17 protein-coding genes and 1 other RNA gene are annotated in these 17,891 nt (G+C 68.8%); 3 read left to right on the top strand and 15 right to left on the bottom strand.

The window, feature by feature from the left end; all coding sequences use genetic code 11:
- Nucleotides 1–59 precede the first annotated feature (59 nt).
- From D6850_RS09730 to D6850_RS09765, 8 genes are all read right to left on the bottom strand, one after another.
- Complete coding sequence (locus D6850_RS09730; protein ID WP_121166265.1) at nucleotides 60–1,481, bottom strand: protein adenylyltransferase SelO; 1,422 nt, start codon at nucleotides 1,479–1,481, stop codon at nucleotides 60–62.
- 87 nt (nucleotides 1,482–1,568) lie between these two features.
- Nucleotides 1,569–2,015, bottom strand: a complete 447-nt coding sequence (locus D6850_RS09735; RefSeq protein ID WP_121166267.1) for a GNAT family N-acetyltransferase — start codon at nucleotides 2,013–2,015, stop codon at nucleotides 1,569–1,571.
- Between the two features lie 79 nt (nucleotides 2,016–2,094).
- The gene (locus D6850_RS09740; RefSeq protein WP_121166269.1) at nucleotides 2,095–2,322 is read right to left on the bottom strand and encodes a ribbon-helix-helix domain-containing protein; all 228 of its coding nucleotides are present in this window, start codon (nucleotides 2,320–2,322) and stop codon (nucleotides 2,095–2,097) included.
- A gap of 2 nt (nucleotides 2,323–2,324) precedes the next feature.
- Complete coding sequence (locus tag D6850_RS09745) at nucleotides 2,325–2,501, bottom strand: DUF4169 family protein (protein WP_121166271.1); 177 nt, start codon at nucleotides 2,499–2,501, stop codon at nucleotides 2,325–2,327.
- On the bottom strand, nucleotides 2,498–3,889 hold the full coding sequence (fumC, locus tag D6850_RS09750; RefSeq protein WP_121166273.1) for a class II fumarate hydratase: 1,392 nt from the start codon (nucleotides 3,887–3,889) through the stop codon (nucleotides 2,498–2,500). Before fumC ends, D6850_RS09745 begins: the two co-directional genes overlap by 4 nt.
- Before the next feature lie 76 nt (nucleotides 3,890–3,965).
- Nucleotides 3,966–4,415, bottom strand: a complete 450-nt coding sequence (locus tag D6850_RS09755) for an SspB family protein (RefSeq protein ID WP_121166275.1) — start codon at nucleotides 4,413–4,415, stop codon at nucleotides 3,966–3,968.
- A gap of 190 nt (nucleotides 4,416–4,605) precedes the next feature.
- Nucleotides 4,606–4,956, bottom strand: a transfer-messenger RNA (tmRNA) gene (gene ssrA / locus D6850_RS09760).
- Nucleotides 4,957–5,032: 76 nt separating this feature from the next.
- Nucleotides 5,033–7,324 carry a hypothetical protein gene (locus tag D6850_RS09765; protein ID WP_121166277.1) on the bottom strand — a complete coding sequence of 764 codons (2,292 nt, stop codon included), beginning with the start codon at nucleotides 7,322–7,324 and terminating at the stop codon, nucleotides 5,033–5,035.
- A gap of 147 nt (nucleotides 7,325–7,471) precedes the next feature.
- On the opposite strand from D6850_RS09765, the gene D6850_RS09770 reads away from it, so the two are divergent.
- On the top strand, nucleotides 7,472–8,137 hold the full coding sequence (locus tag D6850_RS09770) for a thiamine diphosphokinase (RefSeq protein WP_121166279.1): 666 nt from the start codon (nucleotides 7,472–7,474) through the stop codon (nucleotides 8,135–8,137).
- Nucleotides 8,138–8,139: 2 nt separating this feature from the next.
- Here D6850_RS09770 and D6850_RS09775 read toward each other — a convergent pair whose 3' ends face one another.
- The 7 genes from D6850_RS09775 to D6850_RS09805 all read right to left on the bottom strand — a co-directional run bounded on the left by D6850_RS09775 (nucleotide 8,140) and on the right by D6850_RS09805 (nucleotide 16,438).
- Nucleotides 8,140–9,048 carry a DMT family transporter gene (locus tag D6850_RS09775; protein ID WP_121166281.1) on the bottom strand — a complete coding sequence of 303 codons (909 nt, stop codon included), beginning with the start codon at nucleotides 9,046–9,048 and terminating at the stop codon, nucleotides 8,140–8,142.
- The gene (locus tag D6850_RS09780; protein ID WP_121166283.1) at nucleotides 9,048–10,421 is read right to left on the bottom strand and encodes an L-serine ammonia-lyase; all 1,374 of its coding nucleotides are present in this window, start codon (nucleotides 10,419–10,421) and stop codon (nucleotides 9,048–9,050) included. Before D6850_RS09780 ends, D6850_RS09775 begins: the two co-directional genes overlap by 1 nt.
- A 177-nt stretch (nucleotides 10,422–10,598) precedes the next feature.
- A complete protein-coding gene (locus D6850_RS09785) occupies nucleotides 10,599–11,876 on the bottom strand; it encodes an amidohydrolase family protein (RefSeq protein ID WP_121166285.1) in 1,278 nt (425 codons plus the stop codon).
- Complete coding sequence (locus D6850_RS09790; protein ID WP_121166917.1) at nucleotides 11,876–12,820, bottom strand: ABC transporter permease; 945 nt, start codon at nucleotides 12,818–12,820, stop codon at nucleotides 11,876–11,878. The genes D6850_RS09785 and D6850_RS09790 overlap by 1 nt, the downstream gene beginning before the upstream one ends.
- Nucleotides 12,820–13,869 carry an ABC transporter permease gene (locus D6850_RS09795; RefSeq protein WP_121166287.1) on the bottom strand — a complete coding sequence of 350 codons (1,050 nt, stop codon included), beginning with the start codon at nucleotides 13,867–13,869 and terminating at the stop codon, nucleotides 12,820–12,822. The genes D6850_RS09790 and D6850_RS09795 overlap by 1 nt, the downstream gene beginning before the upstream one ends.
- Entirely contained in the window at nucleotides 13,859–15,406 is a 1,548-nt protein-coding gene (locus D6850_RS09800; RefSeq protein ID WP_121166289.1) for an ABC transporter ATP-binding protein, read from the bottom strand. The genes D6850_RS09795 and D6850_RS09800 overlap by 11 nt, the downstream gene beginning before the upstream one ends.
- A gap of 12 nt (nucleotides 15,407–15,418) precedes the next feature.
- A complete protein-coding gene (locus D6850_RS09805; protein ID WP_121166291.1) occupies nucleotides 15,419–16,438 on the bottom strand; it encodes a BMP family protein in 1,020 nt (339 codons plus the stop codon).
- A 308-nt stretch (nucleotides 16,439–16,746) separates the two neighbouring features.
- On the opposite strand from D6850_RS09805, the gene tspO reads away from it, so the two are divergent.
- Nucleotides 16,747–17,226, top strand: a complete 480-nt coding sequence (gene tspO / locus D6850_RS09810) for a tryptophan-rich sensory protein TspO (RefSeq protein WP_121166293.1) — start codon at nucleotides 16,747–16,749, stop codon at nucleotides 17,224–17,226.
- 153 nt (nucleotides 17,227–17,379) lie between these two features.
- Nucleotides 17,380–17,886, top strand: coding sequence for a c-type cytochrome (locus tag D6850_RS09815; protein ID WP_121166295.1), 507 nt, complete (start codon nucleotides 17,380–17,382; stop codon nucleotides 17,884–17,886).
- Nucleotides 17,887–17,891: the final 5 nt, after the last annotated feature.

Below are 17,891 nucleotides of genomic sequence, written 5' to 3' on the forward strand. Positions count from 1 at the left end.
GCGGAAATCAGGCGTCCGGGGTAGCATGGCGATTGGGGCAGGGGAACGCCCCGCCTGCGTCAGGTGCCGCAGAAAGTCTGGCGCACCACTTCCGACGGCGCGGGCGGACGCGCGAGATCCGCCGCCTCGGGCTGATCCTCGTAGGGGCGCGCGAGCACGTCGAGCAGCCGCTCAAACGGCGCGTAATCGCCCTCGACCGCGGCGGCGATCATTTCCTCGACGCGGTGGTTGCGCGGGATGAAGGCCGGATTGGCGGCGTCCATCCGCGCCCGCCAGCCTTTCTCGGACGCCACGCGCGCGCGCCAACGCTCTTGCCAGGGATCGAACTTCGCCGGGTCGAGAAACTGATCGCGCGCGTCTTCGGACGCGAGGTTGCGGAAGGTGTTGGTGAAATCCGCCCGCCCCGCCGTCATCAGGTCAAGCAGTTCGCTGATCAGCGCACGATCCTCCTCGCCCGCCTCTTCGATGCCGATCTTGCGCCCGAAAAGGCGCAGCCATTCGGCGTCCACCATGCCCGGAACGGCGTGCACGGCGGCGGTGAACTCCTCGACCGCCGCCTCCTGGTCGGGCATGAGCGGCACGAGGCAGGTGGCCAGCTGCGCGAGGTTCCACACGATCACGTTGGCCTGGTTGTCATAGGCGTAGCGCCCATGCGCGTCGATCGAGCTGAACACCGTCTGCGGGTGATAGACATCCATGAAGGCGCAGGGACCGTAATCGATCGTCTGGCCCGAGATGGTGGTGTTGTCGGTGTTCATCACCCCGTGGATGAAGCCGACCGACAGCCATTGCGCGACAAGCCGCGCCTGACGCCCGGCCACCGCGCGCAGGAAGGCGCCCGGATCGGCGGCGTCGGGGTCATGACGCGCGCGCGTGTAGTCGTAGAGCGCTTGCAGCGCCTCGCGGTCGCGCCGCGCCGCGAAATACTCAAAGGTGCCGACGCGGATATGGCTCGCCGCCACGCGGGTCAGAACCGCGCCGGGCAGCGCGCCGCTTTCGCGCCAGACCGGCTCACCGCTGGCCACGGCGGCGAGCGCGCGGGTGGTCGGGACGCCGAGCGCGTGCATCGCCTCGCTCACCACGTATTCGCGCAGCACCGGGCCCAGCCAGGCGCGCCCATCGCCCATGCGGCTGTAGGGCGTGGGGCCCGAGCCCTTGAGCTGAATGTCGCGGCGCCTCCCCTGCCGGTCCACCACCTCGCCCAGAAGGTTCGCGCGCCCGTCGCCCAGCGAGGGGCTGAAGCCGCCGAACTGGTGGCCCGCATAGGCCTGCGCGATCGGCGTGGCCCCGTCGGGCGGGCGGTTGCCCGAAAAGATCTCGGCCAGGGTGTCCGCGTCGGCGGGCTCAAAGCCAAGCTCTTCCGCGAGCGGCGCATTGAAACGGATGAGTTTCGGCGCGCGCACCGGCGCCGGATCGATCCGGGTGTGAAACGCGCTTGGCAGGCGCGCATAGCTGTTGTCGAAAGGAATGGCGAGGGTCATGAGGGGAATCTAGGCGCGCGGCCCGCCGATTTCCAGCGCCCCGCCATCGGGTATTTGCACCCGGAGAAGCGCGGGGGCGGCTTTCGCTCAGAAGCGGCGCGTCATCAGCATGTTGTGTTCGCGCGGCTCAAAGCGCAGTTTCTCATATAGCGCGCGCGCGCGGGCGTTGTCGCGGCGCACCTCGAGATGCAGCGCCTTGAGGCCGGCGCCCGCCAGCGCCTTGGGCAGCGCGCCTAGGATCTCCGTGCCGATGCCGCGCCCGCGCACGCCGGGGCGGATGTAGATTTCGTCGAGGAACCCGTCGAGCCCGCCGAATTCCAGCGACCAGCCGAAGCAGACCACCGCGTAGCCGATCGGCGCGCGCACCGGCCCGACGAGGTAGACCGCCCCGTGCGGCGAGCCGGCCAGCAGCGGTTTGATCGCCTCGCGCAGCCGCGATTCGTCGGGGGCGATGCCCTCTTCGGTCTGAAAGGCGGTGACCAGCGGGATCAGCCGGTCGATGTCGTCGGGCTTGGCGAGGGTGAGGGCGGTCACGGGCGGGCGGGCCTTTCGGGCGGGGGCGTTTCGCGGGCAGAGTGACGGCGCGCGCGCGGAATGTCCATCGCGCGGCCGCTCAGCGGGCGGCGGCGCGCCGGTAGTGGCGCAGCACGTAGAGGCGGATCGCAGAGGCGAGCCCGAGGTCGGGGCCGCGCTCTGCGTCGATCTCGGCGGCGAGCCGGTTGACCGGCTGCGCGCGTTCGGCGGCGATGGCGCGGAACGCCTGCCAGAACTCCTCTTCCAGCGTCACGCTGGTGCGGTGACCGCTGAGCGTGAGAGAGCGTTTGACCGGCCGCCGCGTCATGGTCACCTCTCGCGCTTGTGCGCCTCGAGATCGCGGGCGGCCTTGTCGGCGCGGGTCTTCTGCGCCGCTTTCTCGGCCTTCGGCCGCCCGAAGACGATCGCGTTCTCGTCCGCGCGGGTCTTTTGCGCGGCGCGGGCGCGGGCCTTGCGCGCCTTGTTCAGATTGACCGGCGCGCTCACTTCGGGCCGATCATCTTCTCGGGGCGCACGATGCGCTCGAACGTGTCCTCGTCCACGAACCCCATCGAGACCGCCTCCTGCTTGAGCGTGGTGCCGTTCCTGTGGGCGGTCTTGGCAACCTTGGTGGCGTTGTCGTACCCGATCTCGGGGGCGAGCGCGGTGACCAGCATCAGCGATTCGCGCATCAGCTTGTCGATGCGGGCCTCGTCGGCTTTCAACCCGTCGACAAGGTTGTCGGTGAAGGCCGAGGCCGCGTCGCCCAGCAACTGCATGGATTGCAGCACGTTATAGGCCATCATCGGCTTGAACACGTTGAGCTCGAACTGGCCCTGGCTTCCGGCGAAGCCGACGGCGGCGTCGTTGCCCATGACATGCGCGCAGACCTGGGTGAGCGCCTCGCATTGGGTCGGGTTCACCTTGCCCGGCATGATCGAACTGCCCGGCTCGTTCTCGGGCAGGATCAGCTCGCCCAGCCCGCAGCGGGGGCCGGAGCCGAGGAAACGGATGTCGTTGGCGATCTTGAAAAGCGACGCCGCGACCACGCGCAGCGCGCCGGATATCTCGACCATCGCGTCATGGGCGGCGAGCGCCTCGAACTTGTTGGGGGCGGTGACGAAGGGCAGGCCGGTGATCTCGGCCATGTTGGCCGCGACCATCCTGTCCCAACCCTTCACGGTGTTGAGCCCGGTGCCGACAGCCGTGCCGCCCTGGGCCAGTTCATAGATGCGCCCCAGCGCGCCCTTGACGCGCTCGATCCCCATCGCGACCTGGTGGGCGTAGCCCGAGAATTCCTGCCCCAGCGTGAGCGGCGTGGCGTCCTGCGTGTGGGTGCGCCCGATCTTGATGATCTCCGCCCATTCATCGACCTTCCTGGACAGCGCCGCGTGCAGCTTTTCCAGCCCCGGCAGCGTGACGTCGCGCGCGGTCATGGCAGTGGCGATATGCATGGCCGTGGGGAAGGTGTCGTTGCTCGACTGACCCATGTTGCAGTGATCGTTGGGATGCACCGGATCCTTCGAGCCGATCTCGCCGCCCATGATCTCGATCGCGCGGTTGGCGATCACCTCGTTGGCGTTCATGTTGGACTGCGTGCCCGATCCGGTCTGCCAGACCACCAGCGGAAAGTTGTCGTCAAGCGCGCCCTCGATCACCTCGCCGGCGGCCTGCACGATGGCCTTGCCGCGTTCCTCGTCGAGCTTGCCGAGCTCCATGTTGGCCTGCGCGCAGGCCTTCTTGATGACGCCCAGGGCGCGCACGACGGCGACGGGCTGGCGTTCCCAGCCGATGGGGAAATTCATCAGGCTGCGCTGCGTCTGCGCGCCCCAGTACTTGTCGGCGGGCACTTCGAGCGGGCCGAAGCTGTCGGTTTCGGTGCGGGTCGCGGTCATGTGCGGGCTCTCCTCTGGGTGGGTGGCCCACGTCATACCGCCTGCGGCGGCAAGTGCAAGGATGCGCGCGCGCGGGCTACTTGCGGAACTTGTCGAGGCTGACGATCTCGGCGTCGGGCTTGGGCTGTTCCTCGCTCGCCGGCTCATCCGCGTCCTCGATCTCCGACTCGTCTTCCTGCGTCTCGAAGCGCAGGCCGAATTCGACCGAGGGGTCGACGAAGGTCTGGATCGCGTCGTAGGGCACCCACAGATGCTCGGGCGCGTCCCCGAAATTGAGCGTCACGCCGAATCCGTCCGCGCCGACTTCGAGATCGTCGTACCAGTGCTGCATGACCACGGTCATTTCGGTCGGATAGCGTTCCTTCAGCCAGTCGGCGAGACGGGCGTCGGCGTGGGTGGTGTCGAAGGTGATGAAGAAGTGGTGCGCGCCCGGCAGCCCATGGTCGCGGACCTCGCCCAGAACCTCCTGGATGAGGCCCCGCATGGCCTTGTGCATCAGGTTTCCGTAGTCGATCGTCCGAGACATGCGCGCTCTCCAATGCCTGCTTTCAGCATAGGTGATTCTGAGGGAGATAAAAGGGGCGCCGCCGCCTCGGGACGGCGCGCGGGCGCCGCGCGCGGACGGGCCTGCGGCTAGGAGTGACTTCGGGTCATGCGTTCATCATACCCGGCGTCGGGGGCGCGGAATGCGACGGGGCGGTGAGGGAAGGGAGGAAAGTGCAGGCTTCTGTTGCCAGGCGCCTGCGAACCCCGCCTTACCTGGCTAGAGGCAAGGACTTAAGTTTTCGGTTTTTCGGACTGCTTACGCAGCCAGAGCAACCGGAGCACGATTGTCATTTGCAATTGTACTGTTTTCGCCGATGACGGTGGCAGACAGCCGGGACAAAGCTAACCCCTTTAGACGTTCGTCGATCCTGTTTCGGCCCCATGATCCCCAAATGAAGGATGTTGGTGGAGCCGCCGGGTACCGCCCCCGGGTCCGATCCGCTTATTACGAGCGCGTTTATGTCCATAGTCCCCGAAGGGACACATCGAATATAGGGGCCCCGTAGCCGTTTGCAAAGGGGGGGGACGGCGAAAGGCGCGCGAAAACCCACGCCGGGGGAGCAGTGGGGGCGTTGATCGCGCGGCCGGGCCGGCGGATCAGCCGGTCGCGCGGGCCTTGGGGCGGAAATCGGTGTCGTCGGTCACCGAGAAACGCCCGCCCTTGAGCTTTTGCAGCTTGCCCGCGCGCAAGAGCTTGCCGAACGAGCGCAGCCCTTCCTCGCGCGAGAACTCCGCTGCGCTCGCTTCCTTCAGCTTGTGCATCAGCATCGGGCGCGAGAATTCGCTGCGCCCCTCGACATCGGCCATGTAGGCGGCGGCGGCCTCGAGCAGCTCGGTGAGGTCATGCGCGCCCATTTCCTTGGCAAAGGCGGAAAAGCCCGTGTCCCCGAGCGAAGTTTCGCCATCTTGCGCCTGCGCGGGACGCTCGGCGGGTTTGAGGTCGGCGCGGCTGATGCGGCGCGGGCGGACCGGACCGGCAGGCTGGTCGATACGCTGTTCGGCGACCAGTTTCAGCGGGGCGGCGCGGTCCTGGGCCGGGCGCTCGGAGCGGTGCGGGCGGGCGGTTCCGACCCCGTCGCGCAGTTGCGGGCGGCGCGGGCGCACCGCGCTCTCGAGGTCGAGCCGGTAGGGCTGATCGTCGACGTCGTCGACGATCTCTCCGCCCATCTCGCGTTCGGCCTTGGTCGCGGCGACGGCGGCGCGCAGGTGCTGGATCGCGTTGCGGCGCTCGTTCGACTCGGGCTCCTCGAGTTGGGAGTCGGCCTCGTCGAACATGCGCGGCGCCTGGTCGTCCGCCGCGATCGGGGCGAGCAGTTCGGCGCGCTTGGGCTTGTCCTCTTCGGCGTCGGTGGCAGGGGGTTGGTCGGCGGCGGTTTCGTCCTGCTCGGGGGCGTCCTCGCGCCCGGCGGTCGCGGCCGCCTCCTTGTCCCGCGCCTTGATCAGTTCAGCCTCGACCTCGGCCAGCTCCCGTTGCAGGTCGGCCTCGTCCTCGGCGCTGAGCGGGGTGTGCTCGGGGCGGTCCCCGTCGGTTGCCTCCGGCGCGTCGTCTTCGGCGGCTTCCAGCACGCCATCCGCGAGCGCGGCGTCGATCACGTTGCGCTTGACCTTGACCACGCGCGCCTCGAGCGGGCGCTTGTCCACAGCTTCGGTCGCGGCGCCGGCCTCCGGCGCGGGTTCTGCCTCTGCTTCCGCCTCCGTGGCCGGGCTCTCGGCGTCGTCGCGCATCGCGTCGGCCATCAGCTGCGCGAGCGTGTCCTCGGCGGGCGCGTCCGCGGCGGGCGTGTCCTCGTCCAAGGCGTCCTCGTCGTCCTGCGCGACCGCTCCGGCCTCGCCGTCGTCGGCTTCATCAGTGATGAGCGCGCCAAGGTCCTGCGGGGTTTCATCGGGCGTGTCCGCGAGGAGCGCGCCGAGCATCTCGTCGTCCGCGTCGTCTTCGTCTTCCTCCTCGCCGGTTTCGGCAAAGATCGATTCGGCCTCATCCGCCGCCTCGTCCCGCGCCTGCTGCGTTTCAGCGGCGCTCTCGGGCGCGTCTGTCGCGGGCTGTTCCGGCGCCGGCGCTTCGGCGGTTTCTTCCGCCAGCGGCTCCTCGGCGGGCGCGGCGGCGTCTTCGCTCGCCTCTTCGCTCACCACGGCGAGAAACCCGTCGTCCTGCGCGTCTTCGGTCGGGGCGTCGGGTTCGGCAAGGGCCGGGGCGTCCTCTTCCTCCGGTTCGGAAACGATCGCGGCGATGTTTTCCGCCGCGCCGTCATCACTGTCGCCGGTTTCCTGCTCTGGATCCTGCGGGGCGGCTTCCGGTTCGTTCGCATCGTCCTCGGCAAGCGCCGCGTCGAGATCGGCGGCGGTCGCGCCGAGGAAATCCTGGGCGTGCTCATCCTCGGTATAGCCGTATTGCGACGGCTCCCACGCGCTTCCCGCGGGGCTGGCCACGGCGCGGATGCGGCGCAGCTTGTCGGCGACGCTTTCGCTCTCGATGGCGGGGCGGCGCACGGGCGCCTCGACCGGCTCGGCCTCGGCGTCGTCCTGCGGCGCGGGGGCGGCAGGCTCCGCACGGGGCCCTGCCGCGTCGCGAGCAGACGACGCGGCAGGGCGATCCGCGCCCTCGTCGCTTTCGGCGGGGGCGGACATGTCGCTGAGCGCGCCGGCGCGCAGCACGATCCCGCCGTCCCGCTCATGCGCCTCGACGCGGCTGGAAATTTCGCGCTCGGCGATGCGGGCCAGCATTTCGGCGTCCGGCGTGGGCGGTTCGGCCCCGAAATAGCGATCGTCGGCGGCCAGGTCGCGGAAATATTCGGCGATGGCCTTCATCGTATCGAAGGAATCGTCGAATCCTTCCAGCGTGCACGAGAAAGTGCCATAGGAAACGGTAAGGATCTTGCTTGTGCTAACCATTTGGTGCTCGCTTTGCTTTGCCTGCGATCCTGTTATTTACCATGCGTGCCGCGTCGAAAGGGGCCCGAATCTGGGATGTTCAGCGTATCATTTCATGTCGGGAATGTGTTCTGTTTCCTGAAACACCCTTAATCCGGAGGGAAGTCGATGATTGTTCACGCCAGCGAACCAGTGACGCTGATCGGTGGCGGCGCCGTCGGTTGCGACGACCTCGCGGCGGCGCGCGCGCTGGCGCCGCGCGTCGTGGCCGCAGACAGCGGCGCGGAGGCCGCGCTGGCCCAGGGGGTCACGCCCGAGGCGGTGTTCGGCGATCTCGATTCGCTCGCGCCAGCGGCGCGCGCCCGCATTCCGGCGGCGCAGGTGCACGAGATACCCGAGCAGGACACCACCGATTTCGACAAGGCGCTGCGCCATATCGAGGCGCCGCTGGTGATCGGCGTCGGCTTTTGCGGCGCGCGGTTCGACCACCAGCTGGCCGCGTGCAACGCGCTGGTGCGCCGCCCCGGTCGGCGCTGCCTGCTGCTGGGCCCGCGCGACGTGACCTTCCTCGCACCGCCGAGCCTGTCGCTCACGCTCGAGCCGGGCTGCCCGGTCTCGCTCTTTCCGATGGGCGCGGTCGAGGGGCGCTCGGAAGGGCTGCACTGGCCGATCGACGGGCTGACCTTCACGCCGGACGGGCAGATCGGCACGTCGAACCGCGCGACCGGGCCTGTGGACCTCACGCTGACCGCGCCCAAGATGCTGATGATGCTGCCGCGCGCGCATCTGCGCACGGCGACGGCGGCGCTGCTGGCCACGCCGGCGCGTTGGTAGGCTCAGGGCGCGGGAACAGGCCGGCGGCTCAGGTGGCGCTCGCGCAGGAAGACGTAGAGGCCCGAGGCCACGATCAGCGCGATTCCGGCGGCGCTCATCGCGTTCGGCAGGTCGCCGAAGACCCAGTAGCCCATGAGCGTCGCGCCCACGATCTCGAGATACTGGAACGGCGCCAGAACCGAGGCCGGCGCGCAACGCAGCGCGAAGCTGAGGCAGACATGGCTCAGCGTCGCGCAAACTCCCACCCCGACAAGGAAAACGGCGTTTCGCGCATCCGGCCATGCCGGGTCGAGCGGCACCACGCCCGAGCCGTCGAACGCCCAGAGCACCGGCGCGCCGAGCGCCACCGCCGCCAGCCCGGTATAGGCCTGAAGCGTGATCGGGTGCATCCGCGTCGCCATGCGCCGTGTGAGGATCATGTAGAACGCGAACAGCAGCGCCGTGCCCAGCGGCAGCAGCGCCACCGGCCCCGAGGCCGCGAATGACGGCTGAATGATGAGCAGCGCCCCGGCGAATCCCACCGTGCAGGCGATGTAGCGCCGCGGCCCGATCGGTTCCTTGAGCAGCATCGCGCCCAGCAGTGTGAGGATGAAGGGCTCCACGAAGAAGATCGCCAGCGCGTCCGCGATGGGCAGCGTCTGCAACGCCTGGAAGAAGAACGCCGTGGCCACCAGCAGCAGCGCCGCGCGCAGCAGGTGCAGCCCGCTCTCGCGCCATTCCGGCGCGTGCAGCCGGCCCATCAGCGCGGCCAGCGGCAGCATCAGCGCCGCCTGCGCGGCGAAGCGCGCCACCGCGACCTGCCCGACGCCAAGCGCGTCGCCGATCAGCTTGGCGAAACTGTCCATCGTCGGCGCTATCAGCGCAAAGCACACCATCAGCGCGACGGCCAGCCCGGGACGGTCCCCCTGCATCAGCAGTTGGGAATGTTGACGGCGAGCCCGCCGAGCGAGGTTTCCTTGTATTTCTCGCTCATGTCCTCGCCGGTCTGGCGCATCGTCTCGATGCAGGCGTCCAGCGGCACCAGATGCGTGCCGTCGCCGCGCAGCGCGAGGCTCGCGGCGCTCACCGCCTTGATCGCGCCCAGCCCGTTGCGCTCGATGCAGGGCACCTGCACCAGCCCCTTTACCGGATCGCAGGTCATCCCGAGGTGATGTTCGAGCGCGATTTCGGCCGCGTTCTCGATCTGCGCGGGCGTGCCGCCCAGCACCGCCGCCAGCCCGGCGGCGCCCATCGCCGCGGCGCTGCCGACCTCGGCCTGGCACCCGGCCTCGGCGCCCGAGATCGAGGCGTTCCACTTGACCAGCCCGCCGATCGCGGCGGCGGTGAGCAGGAAGTCCTCGATCTGCGCCTCGGTCGCCCCCGGCACATGGTCGAGCCAGTAGCGGATCACCGCCGGCACCACGCCCGCCGCGCCGTTGGTGGGGGCGGTGACGACCTGTCCGCCGGCGGCGTTTTCCTCGTTCACCGCCATCGCGTAGACGCACATCCAATCGTTGATCTTGTGCGGCGCGTTGAGGTTGGTGCCGCGCTCGGCCAGCAGGCGCTCGCGGATGCCCTTGGCGCGGCGGCGGACGTTCAACCCGCCGGGCAGGGTGCCGTCGGCGGCCATGCCGCGCTCGATGCAGTCGTTCATCACCTGCCAGATGCGTTTCACCCCGCTGGCGAGATGCACCTCGCCGTTGCGCGAGATCTCGTTGGCCTTCTTCATCTGCGCGATGGACTTGCCCGAGGTCTCGGCCATCTCCAGCATCTCGGCGGCGGATTTGAACGGGTAGGGGACCGGCGCGCCCTCCTCGGTGTTGCGCCCGGCGGCCAGCTCCGCTTCGGTCATCACGAAGCCGCCGCCGATGGAATAATAGGTCTCGCTCAGGATCACGTCGCCCTGCGCGTCGGTGGCGCGCAGGATCATGCCGTTGGCGTGGCCCGGCAGGTTGGGGCCGAAATCGAAGACCATGTCGTCCTTGGGATGGAACGCCAGTTCCGGCAGCCCTCCGGGGCGCAGCGTATGGGTTTCGCGGATCTGGTTCAGCGTCTCTTCGGCGGCGGCCTGATCGTAGGTCTCGGGCAGGAACCCGGCAAGGCCGAGGATCGTCGCGCGGTCCGTCGCATGGCCCACCCCGGTGAAGGCGAGGCTGCCATGCAGCGTGGCGCGCACCCCGTGCGGCGCGAAGGGCGCGGCGCGCATCGCGTCAAGGAAGCGCCCGGCGGCGACCATCGGCCCCATCGTGTGCGACGAGGACGGGCCGATGCCCACCTTGAACATGTCGAAGACCGATAGGAACATGGACTCCCCCTTTTCGCGCGGTTCGCCACCTTGTCGCAGGTTGCGAACGCCTGTCCTATACCGAATGCGACACCGGAGGCCAGAGTTCTGCCGGATCGGCGCTCCCCGCCCGGGGCGTCCGACAGGGGCGCCGCCCCCTCCGTCCGGGATACTTGCCCGCAAGAAGAAGGAAGCGGATCAGCCCGGGGCGTGACGGCGGCGGATCGTGGCGGGGCGCCCGGGCAGCGACAGCGCCGCGTCCATGCGCGGGCTGCGCGCGATCACCCGGCCCTTCGAGATCACCGCGAGGCGGGCGGCGCGCAGGCGCAGCGCCTCGATCGGGTCGGCGGCGTCGAGCACCACGAGCGAGGCGGTCGCGCCGACGTGCAGGCCGTAATCGGCGAGCCCCAAGATCGCGGCGTTCTGGTTGGTCACCATGTCGAAGCAGCGCGCCATCTCCTCGGGGCTGCTCATCTGCGCGACGTGCATCCCCATGAACGCCACGTCGAGCATGTCTCCGGTCCCGAGGCTGTACCACGGATCGCGCACGCAATCCTGCCCCCAGCCGACGGTGATCCCATGCGCCTGCATTTCCTTCACGCGGGTGAGGCCGCGGCGCTTGGGGAAGGTGTCGTGCCGGCCCTGAATCATGATGTTGATGAGCGGGTTCGGGATCGCCGCGATGCCCGCCTCGGCGATGAGCGGCAGCAGTTTCGAGACATAGTAGTTGTCCATCGAATGCATGGAGGTCAGATGACTGCCCGTCGCGCGCCCCGCAAGGCCGTGGCGCGTCACCTCCTGCGCCAGCGTCTCGATATGGCGGCTCATCGGGTCGTCGCTTTCGTCGCAATGCAGGTCGATGCGCAGGCCGCGCTCGGCGGCGATGCGGCAGAGCTCGCGCACGCTTTCGGCGCCATCCTGCATGGAGCGTTCGAAATGCGGGATGCCGCCGACCACGTCGAGCCCCATGTCGAGCGCCGCAAGCGTGTTCGCGCGCGCCGTCGGGTCGCGGTAGAACCCGTCCTGCGGGAAGGCCACGAGTTGCAGATCGATGTAATCCTTCACCGTCTCGCGCACCGCCAGCATGGCGCGCACGCCCTTGAGACTGTCGTCGCAGGTGTCGACATGACTGCGGATCGCCAGCAGCCCCATCGAGGCGGCCCAGTCGCAGTAGGTGAGCGCCCGGTCGATCATCTCCTCCTCGGTGGTCACCTGCTTCAGCTCGCCCCAGAGCGCGATGCCCTCGAGCAGCGTGCCCGAGGCGTTGATGCGCGGCTGGCCGTAGCTCAGCGTCGCGTCGAGGTGGAAATGCGGATCCACGAAGGGCGGCGACACGAGATCGCCGCTCGCGTCGATCACCTCGCCCGCCTCGGCGTCGCCCAGGGCCTCGATGGCGGCGATGCGGTCGCCCTTGATGCCTATGTCGGCGATGCTTCCATCAGGCAGCGCGCCGCCCTTGACGATTATGTCGAACATCAGCGTTCTCCCTTGTTCCACGGCACCATCAGCGCCGCGGGAATTTCGGCGCGGCGCGACATGACGACCAGCGCGAGGATCGACAGGATGTAGGGCGTCATCAGGAACACCTGGTAGGGGATCACCGCCCCGATCGGGGTCTGCTGCATGCGGATCTGCAGCGCGTCGAAGGCGGCGAACAGGATCGCGCCCAAAAGCGCCTTGCCCGGCTTCCACGCCCCGAACACGACCAGCGCGATGCAGATCCAGCCCCGCCCGTTCACCATCTCGAAGAAGAAGGAATCAAACGCCGACATGGTCAGGAACGCGCCGCCCACCGCCATCAGGCCGCTGCCCACCATCACCGCGCCCATGCGGATGCCGTTCACCGACAGCCCCTGCGCCGCGACCGCGCCGGGGTTCTCGCCCGCCGCGCGCAAGGCGAGGCCCAGCGGCGTGCGGTATAGCACCAGCGCCACCACGCCCGCCAGCGCGAAGGCGAGGTAGGTCAGCGGCGTCTGCGCGAACAGCGCCGGCCCGATCAGCGGAATGTCGGACAGCACCGGCACCTGGTATGGCTGAAACGCCTCGATCTTTGGCGGCGTCGTGACCTCGGGCAGCGCCAGGCGGTAGGCGTAGTAGGTAAGCGACGTCGCCAGGAGCGTGACGCCAAGCCCCACAACGTGCTGCGACAGCCCGAAGGGCACCGTCAGCAGCGAGTGGATCAGCCCGAAACACACGCCGACGAAAAAGGCCACCGCCACCCCCGACCACAGGTCGAGCCCGGAATAGACCGCCATCCAGCCCGCGAAGGCGCCCGCGACCATGATCCCCTCGATCCCGAGGTTGAGCACGCCCGCGCGCTCGCAGATGAGTTCCCCCAGCGTGGCGAAGATCAGCGGCGAGGCGATGCGGATCGCGGCGGTCCAGAACGAGGCCGAGAGGATGATGTCGATGAGGTCGATCATTCCCGCACCACCCGGAACCGCGTCAGCAGGATCGCCACCACCATCAGAAGCAGCGCGGTCGCCAGCATGATGTCGGCCAGGTAGGTCGGCACGCCGACCGCGCGGGACATCGAATCCGCGCCGACAAAGACGCCCGCGACGAACAGCGCCGCGGCCACCACCGCCAGCGGATTGAGCAGCGCCAGCATCGCCACGATGATGCCGGTGTAGCCAAAGCCCGGCGAAAGATCGAGCGTGAGGTTCCCCTTGAGCCCCGCAACCTCGGAATACCCCGCCAGCGCGGCGAGGCCGCCTGACAAAAGCGCCGTCTTGATCAGCACCGCGTTCACCGGGATGCCCGCGAAACGCGCCGCCTCGCGGTTGAGGCCGACGGCGCGCATTTCATAGCCCAGCGTCGTGCGCGCCTGCACGACCCAGACCAGCACCGCCGAGATCAGCGCCAGCCCGAACCCCCAGTGCAGCCGCAGACCGTCCACCATGCGCGGCAGCCGCGCCTCGGGGATGAGGCGGGGGGACTTGGGCCAGCCCATGCCCATCGGGTCCTTGAGCGGCCCCTCGAGCAGCATGGAGACGAACAGCAGGAAGATGAAGTTGAGAAGCAGCGTCGTCACCACCTCGTCGACGCCAAAGCGCACCTTGAGCAGCGCCGGGACCAGCAGCACCAGCGCGCCCGCGATCATCGCGAGGATCGCAAGCGCCGGCAACAGCACGCCCGACGGCCAGCCGAGCAACCCGGTTCCCAGCACGGCGACGACCAGCGCCCCGGCGTAGAGCTGCGCCTCGGCCCCGATATTCCACAGCCGCGCGCGGAAGGCGACGGCGACGGCGAGGCCGGTGAAGATCAGCGGCGTCGCGCGGTTCAAGGTCTCCAGCAGCGCGAAGGTGCTGCCCGCCGCGCCCTTGACGATCAGCCCCAGCACGCCGAACGGGTTGGCCCCGGCGATCATCGCCAGCAGCGACGCGATCACCACCGTCGCGATCAGCGCCAGCGCGGGCGGGGTAAAGGTGCGGGCAAGCGACGGCGCGGCGATCGGTTCAAGACGCATGGGCGCGCTCCTCCTCGAACCCGTGCCCGGCCATCCACACGCCCAGTTCCGCCGGCGTCATGCTGCCGCGCGCGAAAGGCGGCGACAGGCGGCCCTCGGAAATGACGTGAATGACGTCCGACAAGGCCATGATCTCATCCAGGTCTTCGGAGATGAGCAGCACCGCCGCGCCGCCGTCGCGCGCGGCCAGCAACTGCTCATGCACGTAGTTGACCGCCCCGATGTCCAGCCCCCGCACCGGCTGGTTGGCGAGGATGATGCGCGGCCCGGCCTCGAGCACGCGGCCAAGGATCAGTTTCTGCATGTTCCCGCCGGACAGCAACCGGATCCGCGTGCCGGGGCCGGGGCAGCGCACGTCGTACTTGTCGATGATGCCGCGCGTCGCCGCCTCGGCCTGTGGCCAGTGCATCCACCCGCGCGTGCTGTAGGGCGCGTCCATGTAACGTTCGAGGATGGCGTTCTCGGTCAGGTCGAAATCGGCGACCGTGCCGGTCTTGTGCCGGTCCTCGGGAATACGTGCGATCCCGCCATGCACGGCGGCGCGCGGGCTCCAGCGGGCAGGGGGCGTATCCCCGAGCGCGAGCGTGCCCGAGGCCGGCGCGCGCATGCCGCCAATGAGGTCGGCAAGGGCGGCCTGTCCGTTGCCCGACACCCCCGCAAGCCCGGTAATCTGCCCCGCCCGCAGCGTGAGCGTGAGGGATTTCAGCCCGGGGGCCGCGCCTTCGTCCGGCGTGCCGACATCCACGAGCGACAGAAGCGCCGGGCCGGGCGTGCCCGAAGCGACCCGAGGCGCCGTGACCTCGCTGCCCACCATGAGCGCGGCGAGCGCGTGCCGGTCGGTGTCCCGCGTCGCGCCCTCGTGCACCAGCCGCCCGTGGCGCAGGATCAGGACGCGGTCCGAAATCGCCATCACCTCGTGCAGCTTGTGCGAGATGAAGACGATCGACAGCCCCAGCGCCACCGCCTTGCGCAAGGTCGCGAAGAGATCCTCGGTCTCCTGCGGGGTCAGGACGGCGGTGGGTTCATCAAGGATCAGGATGCGCGCGTCGCGATAAAGCGCCTTCAGGATCTCGACCCGCTGGCGTTCGCCCACGCTCAGCGTGCCGACGCGCGCGTCCGGGTCGACCGCCAGCCTGAAATCCGCGGCCAGCTTTGCGATGCGCGCCCGCGCGGCGGCCCGATCCATCCGCGGCGACCAGAGCGAGCGGGTGCCCAGCGTGACGTTCTCCAGCACGGTCATGTTGTCGGCCAGCGTGAAATGCTGATGCACCATGCCCACGCCCGCATCGAGCGCGGCGCGCGGATTGCCCGGCGGCAGGGCGCGCCCAAAAACCTCGACCGTGCCGCTGTCAGCGGTGTACTGGCCGAACAGGATGTTCATCAGGGTCGTCTTGCCGGCGCCGTTCTCGCCAAGCAGGGCGATCACCTCGCCCTCGCGCAAGGCGAGGCTCACCGCGTCATTCGCCGTGAGCGCGCCAAAGGTCTTGGTGATGGAATCGAGGCGCAGGACCACCTGCGCCTCTTCGGTTTCGGCCATATATCGGGACTTCTACTGCGATTTCGGCTCGGAATCGTCGATCTCGACGACAAAATCTCCCGACATGATCTCGTTCCTGCGCTTCTCGACCATGTCCAGCGCCTCCTGGGGCGCCTTGCCCTCGAACGTGCCCAGCGGCGCCAACGTCGCTCCGCCTTCCTTCATGAAGGAATAGACGCCGTAGTCGGCGGCCTCGAAGCTGCCCTCGCGGACCATCTTGATCGCGTGTTCCAGCGTCGGCTCGAAATGCCAGATCGCCGAGGCGACCACGGTGTCAGGGTAATCCGCCTGCGTGTCGATCACGTTGCCGATGGCGAGCACGCCCTTCTCCTGCGCCGCGTCCGACACGCCGAAGCGTTCGGCGTAAAGCAGGTCGGCGCCGTTCTCGATCATCGCGAAGGCGGTTTCCTTGGCCTTGGGCGGATCGAACCACGAGCCGATGAAGCTCACCTGGAAGGTGGCGTCGGGCCGGGTTTCGCGCACGCCGGCCATGAAGGCGTGCATCAGGCGGTTGACCTCGGGGATCGGGAAGCCGCCGACCATGCCGATATTGCCGGTCTCCGTCATCGCGCCCGCGATGATGCCGCTGAGATAGGAGGCGTCCTGAATGTAGTTGTCGAAGACCGCGAAATTCGGCAGCGACGGGTCCTCCTTGAAGCTCGACCCCATGAGGAAGGCGATGTCGGGATACTCGGCCGCCACCTCGCGCGCCTCGTCCTCGACGGCGAAGACCTCGCCGATGATGAGCTGATTGCCGCTTTCGGCGTATTCGCGCATCACGCGGGCGTAATCGGTGTTCGAGACATTCTCGGAAAACGTATACTCGATCTCGCCGCGGTCCTGCGCGGCGAGCGCGGCCTTGTGGATGCGGCTGACCCATTGCTGTTCCACGGGCACGGTGTAGACGCCGGCGACCTTGATCGGCTCCGCCGCCATCAGGCGCGCGGGCGTCAGGCCAAACGCCGTGGCGACGGCGATGGCGGCCGCGCCCCCCAGGAAACGGCGCCGGGTGAAGGTGCTTTGTTCGGTCATCGGGAAAATCCTCTCCGCTGGTTTCTTGTTTTTATCAAACGGTAAAATTATCCGGCCGCAAAAGCCAGAGTTATTCGCGCGCCGGGCGACCATGACGGCATTTCGGGTCTCCCTCTGGCCATGCTTTCGCGAAGCGCCCGACAGGCGATATCGCGCATTTCGCGGGCGCCGGTCAATGCCCGGCCCAACGCGGGGCGCAGATGCGCGCGCATTCCGCGCTGCCGCCGGACGGCCGAGCGGGCGCGCCCGCGGTTGCGCCTGCCGCCAATCTCCCTACACTTTGGCGGGCCATGGCGACGGGGGCGCGGATGGACTGGACGCTTTTCTTCATCTTCCTGATCACCTGCGGCGCGGCCGGGGCGGGCGGCGCGCTGTTTCCGCCCGGCGACTGGTACGCCCGGCTGACCAAGCCGGACTGGACGCCGCCCGATTGGGCGTTCCCGGTGGCGTGGAGCGCGATCTACCTGCTCATCTCCTTCGCGGGGGCGCGGGCGGGCGCGACCCAAGGCGGCGGCCTCGCGCTCGCGTTCTGGGCGATGCAGGCCGGATTCAGCACGCTCTGGACGCCGCTGTTCTTCGGGCTGCGGCGAATGCGGGCGGCGCTGTTCGTGCTTTGCATCCTCTGGCTCGCCGTGCTGGGGGCTTTGATCGCGCATTTCCGCGTGGATTTCTGGGCCGGGCTCGCCTTCCTGCCCTATCTCGGCTGGCTCAGCCTGGCGGGGGCGCTGAACCTCGCGGTGATCCGGCTCAACCCGCGCGAGGCGGCGCTGCATCCGCACCGTATGTGACGTAACGCCGCATGAAGCGTCGCGAAAATGTGATCCCCGGCGCTGGAATTGGCCCGCCAAGGCGCTACCGTGCTACACTTGATGGCCGGGAGCGCGCGCCGACGCGCCCGCTGACGCTCGGGGCTCCGACCAGATCACGACTGAGGAGAGACAATGAAAAAGCTAGCCATAACCGCCGCCGCGACGGCCGCCACGCTGATGCTGGCGAGCGCCGGCCATGCCGCAAGCGACAATGCCGACTCCGCCGCCATGCAGCCGCCCAAGGGCGACATCGAGGCGGGGGAGAAGGCGTTCCGTCAATGCGCGTCCTGCCACGTGGTCAAGACCGACGAGGGCGAAACGCTCGCCGGGCGCAACGCCCGGACCGGCCCGAACCTCTACGGCGTCGCGACCGGCCCCATCGCGCACGAGGAAGGGTTCAGATACAGCAAGTCGATGCAGAAACTCGGCGAGCAGGGGCTCAACTGGAACGAGGAAGAGTTCGTCGGCTACGTCCAGGACCCGACCGGCTGGCTGCGCGAGATGCTTGACGACGACAAGGCGCGCGGCAAGATGGCCTTCAAGGTCCGCAAGGAAGAGGACGCGCACGACCTCTACGCCTATCTCTACTCGCTCGCCCCGCCCGCGGAGGGCGAGGATGCCGAGGCCGCGAGCGACTGAGCGCG

The sequence above is a fragment of the Roseovarius spongiae genome, from assembly GCF_003651245.1.
Taxonomy (GTDB): Bacteria; Pseudomonadota; Alphaproteobacteria; order Rhodobacterales; family Rhodobacteraceae; genus Roseovarius; species Roseovarius spongiae.

Excerpts from the sequence above, each read along its gene's own strand:
- D6850_RS09795 (WP_121166287.1), bottom strand. The coding sequence starts at position 13,869 with ATGCGTCTTGAACCGATCGCCGCGCCGTCGCTTGCCCGCACCTTTACC.
- D6850_RS09775 (WP_121166281.1), bottom strand. The coding sequence starts at position 9,048 with ATGCAGGGGGACCGTCCCGGGCTGGCCGTCGCGCTGATGGTGTGCTTT.
- D6850_RS09780 (WP_121166283.1), bottom strand. The coding sequence starts at position 10,421 with ATGTTCCTATCGGTCTTCGACATGTTCAAGGTGGGCATCGGCCCGTCC.
- D6850_RS09730 (WP_121166265.1), bottom strand. The coding sequence starts at position 1,481 with ATGACCCTCGCCATTCCTTTCGACAACAGCTATGCGCGCCTGCCAAGC.
- D6850_RS09755 (WP_121166275.1), bottom strand. The coding sequence starts at position 4,415 with ATGTCTCGGACGATCGACTACGGAAACCTGATGCACAAGGCCATGCGG.
- tspO (WP_121166293.1), top strand. The coding sequence starts at position 16,747 with ATGGACTGGACGCTTTTCTTCATCTTCCTGATCACCTGCGGCGCGGCC.
- D6850_RS09770 (WP_121166279.1), top strand. The coding sequence starts at position 7,472 with ATGATTGTTCACGCCAGCGAACCAGTGACGCTGATCGGTGGCGGCGCC.
- fumC (WP_121166273.1), bottom strand. The coding sequence starts at position 3,889 with ATGACCGCGACCCGCACCGAAACCGACAGCTTCGGCCCGCTCGAAGTG.
- D6850_RS09805 (WP_121166291.1), bottom strand. The coding sequence starts at position 16,438 with ATGACCGAACAAAGCACCTTCACCCGGCGCCGTTTCCTGGGGGGCGCG.
- D6850_RS09785 (WP_121166285.1), bottom strand. The coding sequence starts at position 11,876 with ATGTTCGACATAATCGTCAAGGGCGGCGCGCTGCCTGATGGAAGCATC.
- D6850_RS09815 (WP_121166295.1), top strand. The coding sequence starts at position 17,380 with ATGAAAAAGCTAGCCATAACCGCCGCCGCGACGGCCGCCACGCTGATG.
- D6850_RS09740 (WP_121166269.1), bottom strand. The coding sequence starts at position 2,322 with ATGACGCGGCGGCCGGTCAAACGCTCTCTCACGCTCAGCGGTCACCGC.
- D6850_RS09800 (WP_121166289.1), bottom strand. The coding sequence starts at position 15,406 with ATGGCCGAAACCGAAGAGGCGCAGGTGGTCCTGCGCCTCGATTCCATC.
- D6850_RS09765 (WP_121166277.1), bottom strand. The coding sequence starts at position 7,324 with ATGGTTAGCACAAGCAAGATCCTTACCGTTTCCTATGGCACTTTCTCG.